The sequence below is a fragment of the Haloarchaeobius iranensis genome (genome assembly GCF_900103505.1).
GTDB classification, from domain to species: Archaea; Halobacteriota; Halobacteria; order Halobacteriales; family Natrialbaceae; genus Haloarchaeobius; species Haloarchaeobius iranensis.
The window spans coordinates 138,019-151,943 of record NZ_FNIA01000008.1 but is presented as its reverse complement, the minus strand read 5'-3'; the positions used below and the strand labels follow the sequence as shown (position 1 = coordinate 151,943).

Annotated in this window: 14 protein-coding genes; 9 read left to right on the top strand and 5 right to left on the bottom strand. The window is 68.0% G+C overall.

What is annotated here, in order from left to right; all coding sequences use genetic code 11:
- Positions 1-2: 2 nt before the first annotated feature.
- Entirely contained in the window at positions 3-1,913 is a 1,911-nt protein-coding gene (locus tag BLT27_RS09105) for a 2-oxoacid:acceptor oxidoreductase subunit alpha (protein ID WP_089733086.1), read from the bottom strand.
- 179 nt (positions 1,914-2,092) lie between these two features.
- On the opposite strand from BLT27_RS09105, the gene BLT27_RS09100 reads away from it, so the two are divergent.
- Entirely contained in the window at positions 2,093-2,299 is a 207-nt protein-coding gene (locus BLT27_RS09100) for a DUF8149 family protein (protein ID WP_089733084.1), read from the top strand.
- Positions 2,300-2,325: 26 nt separating this feature from the next.
- Here BLT27_RS09100 and aroC read toward each other — a convergent pair whose 3' ends face one another.
- The 3 genes from aroC to aroA all read right to left on the bottom strand — a co-directional run bounded on the left by aroC (position 2,326) and on the right by aroA (position 6,227).
- A complete protein-coding gene (gene aroC, locus BLT27_RS09095; RefSeq protein ID WP_089733082.1) occupies positions 2,326-3,471 on the bottom strand; it encodes a chorismate synthase in 1,146 nt (381 codons plus the stop codon).
- 183 nt (positions 3,472-3,654) lie between these two features.
- On the bottom strand, positions 3,655-4,893 hold the full coding sequence (locus tag BLT27_RS09090) for an alkaline phosphatase family protein (protein WP_089733080.1): 1,239 nt from the start codon (positions 4,891-4,893) through the stop codon (positions 3,655-3,657).
- A gap of 47 nt (positions 4,894-4,940) precedes the next feature.
- The gene (gene aroA / locus BLT27_RS09085) at positions 4,941-6,227 is read right to left on the bottom strand and encodes a 3-phosphoshikimate 1-carboxyvinyltransferase (RefSeq protein WP_089733078.1); all 1,287 of its coding nucleotides are present in this window, start codon (positions 6,225-6,227) and stop codon (positions 4,941-4,943) included.
- Positions 6,228-6,322: 95 nt separating this feature from the next.
- Between aroA and BLT27_RS09080 the strand changes: the two genes are divergently transcribed.
- The 8 genes from BLT27_RS09080 to BLT27_RS09045 all read left to right on the top strand — a co-directional run bounded on the left by BLT27_RS09080 (position 6,323) and on the right by BLT27_RS09045 (position 13,178).
- A complete protein-coding gene (locus BLT27_RS09080) occupies positions 6,323-6,745 on the top strand; it encodes a DUF8009 family protein (RefSeq protein WP_089733161.1) in 423 nt (140 codons plus the stop codon).
- Between the two features lie 76 nt (positions 6,746-6,821).
- Positions 6,822-7,997, top strand: a complete 1,176-nt coding sequence (locus tag BLT27_RS09075) for a M24 family metallopeptidase (RefSeq protein WP_089733076.1) — start codon at positions 6,822-6,824, stop codon at positions 7,995-7,997.
- Positions 7,998-8,206: 209 nt separating this feature from the next.
- Entirely contained in the window at positions 8,207-8,965 is a 759-nt protein-coding gene (locus tag BLT27_RS09070; RefSeq protein WP_089733074.1) for a prephenate dehydrogenase/arogenate dehydrogenase family protein, read from the top strand.
- Positions 8,966-8,967: 2 nt separating this feature from the next.
- The gene (locus BLT27_RS09065; protein WP_089733072.1) at positions 8,968-10,431 is read left to right on the top strand and encodes a small ribosomal subunit Rsm22 family protein; all 1,464 of its coding nucleotides are present in this window, start codon (positions 8,968-8,970) and stop codon (positions 10,429-10,431) included.
- 98 nt (positions 10,432-10,529) lie between these two features.
- A complete protein-coding gene (locus BLT27_RS09060) occupies positions 10,530-10,793 on the top strand; it encodes an Htur_1727 family rSAM-partnered candidate RiPP (RefSeq protein WP_089733070.1) in 264 nt (87 codons plus the stop codon).
- A gap of 10 nt (positions 10,794-10,803) precedes the next feature.
- On the top strand, positions 10,804-12,018 hold the full coding sequence (locus tag BLT27_RS09055) for a TIGR04347 family pseudo-SAM/SPASM protein (RefSeq protein WP_089733068.1): 1,215 nt from the start codon (positions 10,804-10,806) through the stop codon (positions 12,016-12,018).
- A gap of 80 nt (positions 12,019-12,098) precedes the next feature.
- Complete coding sequence (gene surE, locus BLT27_RS09050) at positions 12,099-12,896, top strand: 5'/3'-nucleotidase SurE (RefSeq protein WP_089733066.1); 798 nt, start codon at positions 12,099-12,101, stop codon at positions 12,894-12,896.
- A gap of 51 nt (positions 12,897-12,947) precedes the next feature.
- Positions 12,948-13,178, top strand: coding sequence for an Rdx family protein (locus tag BLT27_RS09045; protein ID WP_089733064.1), 231 nt, complete (start codon positions 12,948-12,950; stop codon positions 13,176-13,178).
- Here the strand turns inward: BLT27_RS09045 and BLT27_RS19085 are convergent, their stop codons facing one another.
- Positions 13,179-13,697: a hypothetical protein gene (locus BLT27_RS19085; protein WP_139172286.1), complete on the bottom strand. Its 519-nt coding sequence runs from the start codon at positions 13,695-13,697 to the stop codon at positions 13,179-13,181.
- Positions 13,698-13,925: the final 228 nt, after the last annotated feature.

Here is a 13,925-nt window from a genome sequence, read left to right as displayed (position 1 = left end):
GTCTAATCACCTGCTGCTGGTTCGAATCGCACCTGTGCTGTCGGCTCGGCCGAGTCGCCACCGAGGCGGATCTGGAAGCCCTCGACGATCTCGCCGGGCTCGAACGGGTTCCCGTTGTACTTGAGCATCGAGGTGAGCTTCGGCCCGAACCGGCCCAGCTCCTTCTGGAGCAGGCCGCGGAACTGCGCGGAGGCGTTCATCTCCACGACGAGCGCCTCGTCGACGCTCTCCAGGAACTCGGTCAGCTCGGCATCGGGGAACGGCATCATGTCGGAGACGCCGATGCCCTTGACGGCGTGGCCGGCGTCGTTGAGGCGTTCGACGGCCTCCTCGACGGTGCCCTGCTGGGAGCCCCAGGTGATGATTCCGAGGTCCGCGGACTCGTCGCCGAAGTACGTCTGCTGGGAGTCGTGCTCCTCGTCGAGCTCCTCGCGGATGGAGTCGAGCTTGCGCGTCCGGCGGTCCATCTGGAGGACGCGGTTGTCCGGGTCCTCGGCGATGTGGCCGGACGGCCAGTGCTCGTTGCCCGACGCGAGGTAGCGACCGCCCTTCTGTCCCGGCAGGGAGCGGGGGCTGACGCCGTTCTCGGTCTCGTCGGGGTCGGACTGGAAGCGCATGAACTTGCCCGACGCCTCGTGGGCGGCCTCCTGCAGCTCCTCCTCGGTGAGCGTCGAGCCGAGCGTCGGGTTGGGCTCGCGGTCGAAGAAGCTCTCGTCGACGTTCTTGTTCTCGCCGGAGAGCTTCTGGTCGTAGATGAGGATGGCCGGAATCTGGTACTCGTAGGCGATGTGGAACGCCATCCGGGTCTGGTCGTACGCCTCCTCGATGTTCCCGGGCGCGAAGACGACGCGCTGGGAGTCACCCTGGGAGGTGTAGAGGACGTGCTCGAGGTCCGCCTGCTCGGGCTTCGTTGGCATGCCGGTCGACGGGCCGGCTCGCATGGACTCGACGAGCACGAGCGGCGTCTCGGTCATCTCCGCGAGACCGAGCGGCTCGGACATCAGCGCGAAGCCACCGCCGGACGACCCGGACATGGCCTTCACGCCGGCGTGGCTCGCACCGACGGCGAGCGCGGCCGCGGCGATCTCGTCCTCGACCTGCTCGGAGATGCCGCCCATCTTCGGCAGGTTCTGTGTCATGATGGTGAACACGTCGGTCCACGGCGTCATCGGGTAGCCCGCGATGAAGCGACAGCCCTCGTCGATGGCACCGTAGGCGATGGCGTTCGAGCCGGAGACGAGGACCTGCTCCTCGTCGTGCTCGCCCGAGGGGGCGCGCACGTCGTGCTCGAACTCGTACTCCGCCTGGGCCATCTCGTAGGCATCGCGCAGGATGGAGAGGTTCGCCTCGAGGACGTCCCCGGACATCGCGTCCGTCATCAGGTCCTCGATGTGGTCGAGGTCCATCTCCAGCAGCGCGGCGGTGACGCCGACGCCGGCCGTGTTCCGCATGACCTCGCGGCCGTGCTCCTTGGCCATGCCGCGGAGGTCGATGGGGAAGACGTGCCAGTCGTTCTCCTCGGCGCGTTCCTCGAGGTTCAGCTCTGCCACGTCGTCGTCCTCCAGGAGCCCGGAGTCGTAGACGATGACCCCACCTTCGCGGAGCTCGTCGAGGTTCTCCGAGAGCGGTTTGATCTCCTCGTCGCCGTAGACGGCCTCCTCCTTCGGGTTCCGGGCGAACGAGTCGCCCAGCGCGAGCAGGAAGTTGTAGCCGTCACCGCGGGACTGTACCTCGTGCCCTGCTGCTCGGATCTCCACGTACGTGTGGCCACCACGGATTCGAGATGGGTAGTGGCGGTGTGTGAAGATATCGAGCCCCGACCGCATCAGGGCCTTCGCGAAGTTCTGGCTCGTCGAGTCGATCCCGTCTCCGGAACCGCCTGCGATCCGCCAGATAAGTTCGTCATCAGTCATGCTCAGTAATCACGGCCCCCTGTAAGGCCAGTGTAGTAGGGATTTGGATGGAGTCGGACTAAAGCCTTTGCTATACATTAGCATGGAATAATCGTTATAGACCGACGGCGCGGCCGTCGACGGACCGAACGCCGGGGCGAACCGCACGAACTTTAATCCGGAACCGGCTCGGTTCGAGCATGACCAGCGACGACGAACTGCCCGAGATTCCGGTCGTCTGTGCAGACTGCGACACACGGACCGCCGTCCCCTTCAGCGAGGTCGAAGACGCGGTCGCCCGGCACAACGAACAGCTCCACGACGGAGAACCGGGCGCACGGGTCGACCCCGACGTGCTCGACCAGCTGAACGACCTCGTCGCGGAGGACATGGGCCTCCTCGACTGAGTCACCACCAACCGGCTGACGCCGGGCTATTCGGGCTGACTCGGGTGGTAGTCGGTGTCGTACTCGCCGGGCTGGCCGTCCAGCCGGTCCGGGTTGATGCGCCCGCCGAGCAGCATGAAGTCAAGCAGCGTGCAGGCGAGCATCGCCTCCACGACCGGAACCGCACGCGGTGGCAGCACCGGGTCGTGGCGGCCGATGACCTGCGCCTCCTTCTCCTCGCCCGTCTCCCAGTCGACCGTCGTCTGCTCCTTCGGAATCGACGTGGGCGCGTGCCAGGTTATCTCGCCGTAGATCGGCTCGCCCGTCGTGATGCCGCCCTGCAAGCCGCCGTGGTCGTTGCCGACCGGGACGGGGTCGCCGTCCGCATCGAACTCCCAGTCCTCGTTCCGGTCGATACCGGCGACCTCTCGCGCGCCACGGCCGAGGCCGAACTCGAACGCCGTCGTCGCCGGGATGGACATGAACGCCTGCCCGAGCCGCGACGGAACGCCGTCGAACCGTGGCGCGCCGAGCCCACGGGGTACCCCGCGCGTCTCGAAGTAGACGCTCCCGCCGATGGAGTCGCCCGCCTCCTGGTACTCGTCGATCAGATCGCGCATCTCCTCCGCGGTCTCGGGGTGCGCACAGCGAACCTCGTTCTCCTCGGTGTGCTCGCCCAGGTCCTCCCAGGAGACCGGCGGGGCCTCGATGTCGCCGATCTGGTTGACGTGCGCCCGCACCTCGACGCCCTCGGTGGCGAGAATCTTCTTGGCGATGGCGCCCGCTGCGACCCAGTTCACCGTCTCCCGGGCCGACGAGCGGCCGCCGCCACCCCAGTTCCGCGTCCCGAACTTCGCGGAGTAGGTGAAGTCGCCGTGGCTCGGCCGGGGGGCCGTGATGAACGGCTCGTACTTGCCCGACCGGGCGTCCTTGTTCTCGATGACCATCCCGATGGGCGTCCCGGTGGTGTACCCGTCCTGCACGCCGGACTTGATGGCGACCGCGTCCGGTTCGCCGCGGCTTGTCGTGATGTGTGACTGCCCCGGCTTGCGTCGGTCCAACTCCGCCTGTACGTCCGCCTCGTCGAGTTCCAGACCGGCGGGACAGCCGGAGACTGTCACGCCCATCGCCTCCCCGTGGCTCTCCCCGAACGTGGTCAGCTGGAACAGACGACCGAAGCGATTGCCGTTCATGTCCCCGTCTCGGTGACGTGGGGATTTAGGTGTTCTAGACTGCGCCAGAACTGACCGTTGAAGTACGATGCCGGGCGCAGGGCCGGCGTGACCTGACCGAGACCCCTGCGCGCCCCGTGGTTGTGCGACGCAGCGTGCGGGGACCCCTGCGAGCGTCGCCTGTCAGCCCCGAAAGGAAGCCCCTCAGAACAGCTCGGAGAGCCGGACGGCCGCGACCGCGGTCAACATCTCCTCGGGATGTAACCCTCCGTGCATCCCGACCAGCGCCAGCTCCTCGGGCTCGTGGTCGCCCCACCACGTCCCGAGGTCGCGGTGGGTCAGCACCAGGTCACCGAGTCGACGCAGGAACCGTTCCGACGGTTCGACATCGCCGAACAGCTCGCGCTCCAGCGCCAGCGACTGCGTGAGCACACGGGCGTCGAGTGAAGCCGCCAGCCGGTCGGCCGTCGGTCCCACACGCCCCCGTTGCAAGTGAAGCTGGACGTTGCGTGGGCTGCCCGCGAAGCGGATCGGCTCGCCGTCGGGGCCCTCCGCCAGCGCGTCGACGAGCTCGGCGTCCGCGTCCAGGTCGACGTTGTGCGCGGGGTCGGTGTCGACGTGCCCGTGGTCGGCGGTCACCAGCAACAGCGTCTCCTCGCGCGTCTCGTCGTCGAGCCCGGCGAGCGCGCGCTCTACGGCCTCGAACACCTCGCCGACGGTCTCGCGATACGCGTCCGAACGCGTTCCCGTCCTGTGTCCTTCGTGGTCGACGTGCGGGACGTAGCAGAAGCAGTACGACCGACCGTCGGCGGCGTCGACCGCCGCCCGAAGCTGCCCGGGCAGCTCGTCGAGCGAGCCGTAGGTGTGCGCCGTCGCCCCCTCGTAGGTCTCCTCGAACGGGACGGCGTGGTGGGCCTCGACGCCCTGCTCGGCCAGCGATGGGTAGATGGCGTCCGCGTCGAACACGTCGTCCGGTCCGAGGCCGTTCGGCTCCTCGCCGGCTTTCGTCAGGAACGGGAGCGCCTCGAACGTCTCACCGGACGCGGGGTCGTGGACGTTCCAGCCGACGACGCCGTGCTTCGCCGGGAGTGCTCCCGTGTGGAACGTCGTGATGGCGGCCGCCGTCTCGCTCGGGTAGATGGAGGTGAGCGGCGTCACCCGCGCCGCCGCGGAGAGCCGGTCGAGGAACCCGTGGTGCGTGCGCTCCCGACGCCACTGCGTCCAGCCGAAGCCGTCGACGAGCACGACGAGCACCGTCTCGATGTCGTCGGTGTCGACCCCGCCGAAGGTGTCCGCCGGCAGGGACCGGCCGGCGTCCGCGCCGAGGAGCGACGCGACCGACCCCGGCACGTTAGCGAAACAGTAGCCGTCGTAGTCGGGGAACAGGAAGCCGTCGTCCTCGAACCGGTCCCGTAGCGACGCCGCCACGTCCGTCCGGAGCATACCCAGACGAACGACCACCAGTCAAAAAGAGCCCCTGGTCGTGTGGGTCAGCGGCGCACGGTCGTTCCGAGATCGGCGAGCACGTCGAAGAAGTCCGGGAAGGAGACGTCGACGTGCTCGTTGCCCTCGACGGTCGTCCCACCGGCGGCGACGAGCCCCGCCACCGACAGCGCCATCACGATACGATGGTCCTTGCGGCCGTCGACACGTGCCCCGACCAGGTCGCTCTCGTCGCCGTGGACGACCAGTTCGTCCTCGTGTTCGGTGACGGTCGCGCCGAGTTTCGCGAGCTCCTCCGCCATCGCGCTCACGCGGTCCGTCTCCTTGTAGCGGACGTGCTCGACGTTCTCGATTCGCGTCTCGCCGTCTGCGACGGCCCCGAGCGCGGCGATGGTCGGCAGGAGATCCGGCGTATCGCCCACGTCGACCGTGACTCCGGAGAGCGGCGACTGCGAGACGTGGATGGTGCCTGCCTCGCGGTCCCAGTCGACCGTCGCGCCCATGCGCTCGACGATGTCGACGATGGCGGTGTCCCCCTGCGCGCTCGGCACTGCTCCTTCGAGCGTGAGCCCGTCGGGGGCCGCGATGGCCCCGGCCGCAAGCAGGTACGAGAGCGAGGAGAAGTCTCCGGGGACCGCGTACTCGCCGCCCGCGTCGTACCGCTGACCGCCCTCGACCGCGAAGCCGTCGGCCGTCCGCTCGGCCTCGACGCCGAACGCGTCCAGCACGTCCAGCGTGATGTCGACGTACGGAGCGGACTTCAGCTCGGTCTCGAGGTCGACCCGGATGCCCCCGTCGGTGTTCGCCCCGGCCATGAGCAGGGCGGTGACGTACTGCGAGGAGACGTCGCCGGGGATTGCGACGGTGCCGCCGGCGATGGGGCCGGTGACGACGAGCGGAGCCTGCCCGTTCCGGCGCGTGCTCTCGCCCCGCCCACCGAGGTCGGCGATGGCGTCGAGCAGTGGGCCCTGCGGCCGGGACCGGAGCGACTCGTCCCCGGTGAGGACCGTCGTCCCGTCCACCAGGCCGGCAGCGGCCGCGACGAGTCGCATCGTCGTCCCGCTGTTCGCACAGTCGACCACGTCAGCGGGCACTGCCGGGGACCCGTCGAAGCCGTCGACCTCCAGACGGCTCTCGTCGGCAGCTATCTCGACCGTCCCCCCGAACGCCTCGACGGCGCGGGCCGTCGCTCGCGTGTCGGCGCTGAGCAGCGGGTCCGTCACGACGGCTCCCTCGGCGTACCCCGCCGCGAGGATAGCCCGGTGGGTGTAGCTCTTGGAGGGTGGTGCCCTGGCGGTTCCGTCGACCGTCGAAGGCGAGATGGAGACGTCCATACCCGGTCGTGGGGCGGTCGTGGTATGAGCGTACCGACAGCGGTGAGATTACCGTCGGCGAACTACTCAAGTTCGACGCCACCCAGTGTGCGGACGTGAGCGAGGACGACGACCCGACGGCGATCCGGTCGCTCGCGATCCACGCCAGCGACGTACTCGCCGCCCTGGAGGCATGCGAGCAGGGGACCGAGACTGTGCTCCGGGTCACGCCGCCGTTCAACGGCCGGATGCGCGCCCGAATCCACCGTATCGGCGCGGACGGGACCACGGAGGGCCGCGACGAGGGGACCGGTGCGTTCCACGTCCCGCCGTCCCGGCTGGTCGACGACGACGCCCCGCCCTATCCGCGGGCGGTCGACACGGAGCCCGAAGGCGAGTACGACGTCGAGACGCACCACGAGCGGCACGTGACGGCTGTCGAGGAGTGGCGCGAGGCTGTCACGAGACACCTCGTGAACGAGGTTTCGCTGTCGACGCCGGCGGGGGAACACCGGGTCGACGTGGCGGTACTCGGGTAGGCCGGACCGATGGCCCTCCCGTCCGTCCAGTTCCCCAACCGGACGGTTTTTACTCGCTGCGGGGGACTGTCGCGGTATGGACCGCTCCGAACTGGACGACTTCCTCGACGAGCAGGAGCTCGACGGCTACGCCTTCTACGACGACGAGTCGAACTCGGACTGCTACTACCTGACCGGCTTCGGCGCGCCCGATCCGTTCTTCGCGGTGTACACACCCGACGAGACGGCGGCGCTCGTCTCGTCGCTGGAGTACGGCCGGGCCAAGAAGGAGGGCCGGCTCGACCGGGTCGCACGGCTCACCGACTACGGACTGCAGGAGAAACGACGCGAGCACAGCGCCGAGAAGGCGACCGAGCTCGTCCAGGCCGAGTTCCTCGCGGACCTCGGCTGTGAGTCGGTGGCCGTCGGTCGGGACTTCCCCGTGGGGGCGGCGGACGGGCTCCGGAACCAGGGCGTCTCCGTCGTCCCCGACGACGAGGGTATCGTCGGCGACATCCGCGCGGTGAAGACCGACGAGGAGGTCGACAACGTCCGGTCGGCCCAGCGCGCGAACGAGGCCGCGATGGCCCGGGCAGAGGAGCTCGTCGCCGAGGCGAGCGTCGACGAGGACGGCGTCCTCCACCGGCCCGACGGCGAGGTGCTCACCTGCGAGTTCGTGAAACAGGAGATCGAGATCAGCCTGCTGCGCAACGACTGCGCGCTGGACGAGACCATCGTCGCCTGCGGGGAGGACGCCGCCGACCCGCACGACCGCGGCAGCGGTCCAATCCACGCGAACGAGTTCGTCATCGTCGACATCTTCCCGAAGGACAAGGCGTCGAAGTACCACTCGGACATGACCCGGACGTTCCTGAAGGGCGAGCCGTCCGAGACGCAGCGCGAGTGGTACGAGGTGACAGACGAGGCCCGGCGGGCGGCACTCGACGTCGTCGAGGCGGGCGCGACGGGCGACGCGGTGAACCAGGCGGTCGTCGACGTCTACCGGGACGCCGGCTACCCGACCATCTTCACAGACCCCGGCACCGAGACCGGCTTCATCCACTCGACCGGCCACGGCGTCGGGCTCGACGTCCACGAGGGACCGTCCGTCTCCCGTGACGGCGAGGAGCTGCAGGCTGGCCACATCATCACCATCGAGCCCGGCCTGTACGACCCCGCGGTGGGTGGCGTCCGCATCGAGGACATCGTCGTCGTCACCGAGGACGGCTACGAGAACCTCGTCGACTACCCGGTCGAGCTCGTCGTCGACTAGCCCGGCGACCCCGGATAAACAGTTTTAAAACCTCGCTTGGGGAAATCCGGAACATGAACCTCTCCGCCATGAGCCCCGAGGGCGCGTTCAACTGGCTGATGATAAGCATCGGTTTGCTCGTCGTGCTGACCATCGGCCTGTTCTACTACGCGGGCTTCTTCTGAGGCCGACCGAACCCCTTTTGCCCGCCGGTTCGCTACCCGGTAGCGATGCGAACACTCGTCGTCGGAGCCGGCTCGATGGGCCGCTGGCTGGCCGACGCACTCGACGGAACGGTCGCCTTCGCCGATACGGACCCGGCTGCCGCGCGGGCGGCGGCGGCAGCCGTCGGCGACACGACCACCGCTCTCGACGACACCGACACCTACGACGTGGTCTGCTTCGCCGTGCCGATGCCCGTCGTGGCCGAGGTGATCGCCGCACAGGCCGACCGCGCCGAACACGCGCTGGTCGACGTGACCGGTGAGATGACGGCCCCGCTGTCCGCGATGCGAGACCACGGCGCCGCGCTGGAACGGATGAGTCTCCATCCCCTGTTCGCGCCGTCGAGCGCGCCGGGGCGAATCGCGGCCGTCACCGACGAACCCGGGCCGCGGGTCGACGCTGTCCGTTCTGCGCTCGCCGATGCGGGCAACGACATCTTCGAGACGACCGCCGACGAACACGACGAGGCGATGGAGACCGTCCAGGCGAGCACCCACGCAGCGGTGCTCGCGTACGGGCTCGCCGCCGAGCCCGTGGACGAGCGGTTCCACACGCCGGTCTCGGCCGACCTCCAGGCGCTCGTCGAGCGGGTGACTGACGGCGACGGCCACGTCTACGCCGACATCCAGTCGCGGTTCGACGGCGCGGCGGCGGTCGCGGCGACCGCTGACCGACTCGCCGACGCGGACCGAGCCGAGTTCGAAGGGCTGTACGAACGGCTACAGGCCGACGCGACCGACCAGGACGGTCAGGGAGGTGCCTGACGATGGTCGACAGGGAGGCCGTCGTCTCGAACGCGAAGTACCTCCGGAACGTCCGTCCGATCGACCCCGAAGAGATCTGCGAGTACGTCACCGGTCAGCCCCATCCAGCCGTCGTCCGACAGGTGCTCCGCGAGGAGGCCGTCGCGCTGGGGCTCGTCGAGTGCGACGACGGCACCTTCGTCCCCGTCTCCGACCGGCCCGTCGAGGCACCCGTCGAGGTCGTCGAGGCACTCCCCGACACCTACGCCGACGCGCTCGACGAGCTGCTGATGGAGCGCTACGGCTACGAGTGGGCGACCGGCGACTCGGGCGACCAGCTGCGGGGAACCATCAGACGGTTCAAAGACGACTACTACCAGCGACGGAACGTCCAGTACGACGCGGACGTCGCACTCGGCTACGCCATCTACCACCTGCCGGACTTCTACGCGGCGGTCCAGTACGTCCTGAACGACCTCGTCGCGAAGCGCCTCCTGCCCCGGAAGCTCCGCGTCCTCGACGTCGGAGCCGGCGTCGGCGGCCCCGCGCTGGGCATCCACGACTACCTGCCCGACGACGCACTCGTGGACTACCACGCCGTCGAACCCAGTGCCGCGACCGAGGTGCTCGAGGCACTGCTCGACGAAACCGGCCCGAACTTCCACACTACCGTCCACGGAACGACCGCCGAGGCGGTCGCCCCCGAGGGCAAGTACGACATCGTACTGTTCGCGAACGTGCTCAACGAGCTCGACGACCCCGAGTCGGTCCTCCGACGCTACCTCGACCACGTCGCCGACGACGGCTCGCTCCTCGCGCTCGCCCCCGCCGACCGGAACACGAGCATCGGGCTCCGGGAGCTGGAGCGGGCCGTTGCAGACGGTGTGGCGGCCGGCGGCGGTGCCGAGGACGACGCTCCCACGGTGTACTCCCCGACGGTCCGTCTCTGGCCGAGCGAGAGCCCGACCGACCGCGGCTGGTCGTTCGACGTGCGGCCGGACGTTGCCGTCCCCGCGTTCCAGCGTCGGCTCGACGCCACACGGGGTGCCGACGCAGGCGCCGACAGCGAGCCCGCCGACGGCGAGTTCGTCAACGTCGACGTCCAGTTCTCCTACAGCATCCTCCGGCACGACGGGGAACGCCTCCTCGACGTGACCCCGTCGGCGAACACCTACGCGAAGATGGCCGATATGGACGACCACGTGTCGAACCGCATCGACCTCCTCGCGGCGAAGCTCTCCCACGACCTCTCGCCCGACGACCGCGATGCCAACCCGCTGTTCAAGATCAGCGACGGCTCCGAGGACGACGACAACTACGCCGTCCTCGTGCGCGAAACGGCCGGGAACGTAGCCCTCGCGACCGCCGACTACGGCGACCTCCTGGCGTTCGACGGCGTGCTCGCCCTCCGGAACGACGACGAGGACGCCTACAACCTCGTCGTCGACGAGGAGACCGTCGTCGACCGGATTCCGAAACCGGTCTGAGGCTGTCGGACCACCGTCCAACCGAACACGTCCACCACCATTCCCACGTGCTGAAAATCTGCGAGGCTGGCTTTTAAGTCGACGTCCAAGCGGTGGGTATGCCAGTGGAGGACCGACGACGCGTCAGCGACGCACCGCGCGCGACCGACGGCTCGGAGTGGGAGGTCTTCGTCCGGGAGGCCAGTACCGACCCGATGCGACACGTCGGGAGTGTCACGGCGGAGACCTGGGACCTCGCCTACGAGCAGGCAGCTACGCTGTTCTCGTTCACCGCCGACGATATCTGGCTCTGCCCTGCCGACGCGGTGCACCGCTTCACCCCGACGACGCTGGACGAAGCCGCGAGCGCCGCGGGCGACTGACCACCGAACCATGATATCCGTCTCGAAGCTCCTGTGCGGGCTCGACGCCGAGGGCGACGGCCTCCGGTACGACGCCGCCAACGAATCGGACACGGAACAGATCTCCGAGGAGAAACAGCGTCGGCCGGTCGTCGTCTGGAACACGACGCGCGGGTGCAACCTCTACTGCGAGCACTGCTACGCGAGTGCCTGCGACAGCGGGGCCGACGGCGAGTTCTCGACCCGAGAGGGGAAACGGCTGCTCGACGACCTCGCGGACTACGGCGTGCCAGTCGTCCTGTTCTCCGGTGGGGAACCTCTCGTCAGACCCGACCTCGTCGAGCTCGTCGACTACGCCGCCGACGTGGGGCTCCGCCCCGTCCTCTCGACGAACGGGACGCTCATCACCGCGGAACGCGCCCAGCAGCTCGCCGACGCCGGTCTCGCCTACGCCGGCATCTCCGTCGACGGGATGGCCGAGACGAACGACCACTTCCGCGGGCAGGACGGCGCGTTCGACGCCGCCGTTCGCGGCATCGAGCACTGCCTCGATGCCGGGCTGAAGACCGGCCTCCGGTACACCATCACGCAGCATAACCGCGACGACCTGCGCGACATCGTCGACCTGCTCGCCGACACCGGGCTCGACCGCTTCTGCTTCTACCACCTCGCCTACGGCGGCCGAGGCGCCGACATCTCGGACACAGACCTCTCGACTGCGGAGCGACGAGAAGCGGTCCGCGAGGTCTGTGACCTCACCCGGGCATACCACGAGGACGGCCACGAGATAGAGACGCTCCTCGTCGGGAACTACGCCGACGCCGGCTACATCACGGAGTACGCCCGCCGCGAGATGAGCGAGGAACGCGCCCGGACTGTCCGCCGGTATCTCGAGACCAACGGCGGGGACCCCGCCGGCGAGCGCGTCGCCGACATCGACTACCAGGGCAACGTCCACCTCAACCAGTTCTGGCAGTCCTACAGCCTCGGCAACGTTCGCGACCGTTCCTTCGGTGCCATCTGGGAGGACGACTCGAACCCGCTCGTGAACGCGCTCCGGACCCGCGACGACAGACTCCAGGGACGCTGCACCGACTGCCAGTACGCCGACATCTGCAAGGGTGGCTCGCCGCTCCGGTCGCTCGCGGTCCACGACGACCCCTTCGCACCCGACCCGCAGTGCTACCTCACGTCGGCGGAGCGAGCGCCCGATACCGGCGGGCTGCACCCGACGAACGCGGACTGACCCCCACCCAGCGCCGCCAACACCGCCCTCGTAGTTCCCCGAACGGTGGCCTTTTGGCCGCCCACTCCGAGCCACCTCGCATGGACGACGACCTCGACATCCTCCTCACCAACGACGACGGCATCGAGAGTCCGGGGTTCAAGACCCTCTACGACTCCCTCTCGGAACTCGGCGACGTCACTGCCGTCGCGCCCGCGACCGACCAGAGCGCCGTCGGTCGCGCCATCTCGAGCACCGTCGATATCGCCGAGCACGAACTCGGCTACGCCATCGAAGGCACTCCCGCGGACTGCGTCGTCGCCGGCCTCCAGTCCATCTGTCCCGACCCCGACCTGGTCGTCTCCGGCTGCAACAAGGGCGCGAACCTCGGCCACTACGTCCTCGGCCGCTCCGGCACCGTCAGTGCCGCCGTCGAAGCCGCCTTCTTCGGCGTGCCCGCCATCGCAGCCTCCCTGTACGTCCCCATCGACCCCGACGAGGACCGCGAGTGGACCGACGTCGACGTCCCCGAGTCGAAGTACGACGAGGCGACCCGCGCCACAACGTACCTCGTTGAACACGCCCTCGGCGCTGGCGTGTTCGACAACGCCGACTACCTCAACCTCAACGCACCGGTCCCCGACTACTGCACCGGTGACATCGAGATCACGCGGCCGTCGCACATGTACGACATGGACGCGACGGTCGACAACGGCATCGCCTCCCTCCACGACCGCGTCTGGGAACGCATGGCCGCGGGCGAGATCCCCGACCCGGAGGGCACTGACCGCCGCGCCGTGGTCGATGGGCACATCAGCGTCTCCCCGCTCACCGCACCACACACAACCGAACACCACGACGCACTCGATGCGCTCGCGGAGACCTACGGCTCCGACTGAGTACTCCCGCACACCCCGTCGCTTTTCCACCGGCGGTTCGAAGCGTCCTCCATGACCGACGTCGAAATCGAGTACTGCGTTCCGTGTGGCTTCCTCAACCGCGCCGAAGACGTCCAGCACGTCCTCCTCTCGAGCTTCGGCGACCAGCTCGACAGCGTCACACTCCGAACTGGCGACCACGGCGTCTTCACCGTCAGCGTCGACGGGCAGACCATCTTCGACAAGAGCGAGGACGAGTACGACGTCGACGAGATCGCCCGGCTCGTCCGGAAACAGCTCTGACTACCGACGCCGCGAGAGCAGCGACACCACGAGCAGGATACCGACCAGCATCACACCCGCCACTGCCGCAACCGGCTTCAGCCGCTCACGCCAGATCTCGTCGTTCTTCGCCTTCACCGTCGCGTTCCGGTACTGATACTCCTCCACGTCCCGGTTCGCGTAATCGATCTGGATCGGCTCGAACTCGCGGTCCCACACCTCCGTCTCGCCGTCGACCGTCCCCTCGAACTCGACCTGATCCGAGATTCGGGACTCGTTGTGAACCCACCCCGTGTACAGCCTGACCTCGCCAGCGACAACCATCTCGGGCTCTTCGTCGAGGGGAACGAGAACCGTGCGTCGGTTCTCCTCGATCGGGACTCGACCACTAGTTGGGCGGAAATTGGTTTCGAGTGTCGTGACTCGAATGTCAGTCAGGTACTGAACGTTGGCTTCGTTTCTGACTGTGATTCTGAGTGCTGTCGTCTCCTCGCCGTCAAGCGTGGCCCTCGTAACTTCAACGTTCTCGATCTTGGGCAAGGGTATACCACTGAGTGAGTTTGGGTTCAACTCGAACTCATACGTGGTTAAATCACCCACGGTCCCGACCCGAAGCCGGTGCTGGTCTTGATTGGCTGTCACTGAACTCGATAGGTTATAGGACATGTTTTTAGTTCCATGTCCAGATATGTTGAACTCTCCATTCCTAACCGTCGTTCTGTCAATTTCGATATCAAGCCAAGAGCTGACAGAATCTTCATTTGGATT

What these genes read in the sequence shown, in the direction of transcription:
- BLT27_RS09105 (WP_089733086.1), bottom strand. Translation starts at nt 1,913, where the DNA reads ATGACTGATGACGAACTTATCTGGCGGATCGCAGGCGGTTCCGGAGAC.
- BLT27_RS09100 (WP_089733084.1), top strand. Translation starts at nt 2,093, where the DNA reads ATGACCAGCGACGACGAACTGCCCGAGATTCCGGTCGTCTGTGCAGAC.
- aroC (WP_089733082.1), bottom strand. Translation starts at nt 3,471, where the DNA reads ATGAACGGCAATCGCTTCGGTCGTCTGTTCCAGCTGACCACGTTCGGG.
- BLT27_RS09090 (WP_089733080.1), bottom strand. Translation starts at nt 4,893, where the DNA reads ATGCTCCGGACGGACGTGGCGGCGTCGCTACGGGACCGGTTCGAGGAC.
- aroA (WP_089733078.1), bottom strand. Translation starts at nt 6,227, where the DNA reads ATGGACGTCTCCATCTCGCCTTCGACGGTCGACGGAACCGCCAGGGCA.
- BLT27_RS09075 (WP_089733076.1), top strand. Translation starts at nt 6,822, where the DNA reads ATGGACCGCTCCGAACTGGACGACTTCCTCGACGAGCAGGAGCTCGAC.
- BLT27_RS09070 (WP_089733074.1), top strand. Translation starts at nt 8,207, where the DNA reads ATGCGAACACTCGTCGTCGGAGCCGGCTCGATGGGCCGCTGGCTGGCC.
- BLT27_RS09065 (WP_089733072.1), top strand. Translation starts at nt 8,968, where the DNA reads ATGGTCGACAGGGAGGCCGTCGTCTCGAACGCGAAGTACCTCCGGAAC.
- BLT27_RS09060 (WP_089733070.1), top strand. Translation starts at nt 10,530, where the DNA reads ATGCCAGTGGAGGACCGACGACGCGTCAGCGACGCACCGCGCGCGACC.
- BLT27_RS09055 (WP_089733068.1), top strand. Translation starts at nt 10,804, where the DNA reads ATGATATCCGTCTCGAAGCTCCTGTGCGGGCTCGACGCCGAGGGCGAC.
- surE (WP_089733066.1), top strand. Translation starts at nt 12,099, where the DNA reads ATGGACGACGACCTCGACATCCTCCTCACCAACGACGACGGCATCGAG.
- BLT27_RS09045 (WP_089733064.1), top strand. Translation starts at nt 12,948, where the DNA reads ATGACCGACGTCGAAATCGAGTACTGCGTTCCGTGTGGCTTCCTCAAC.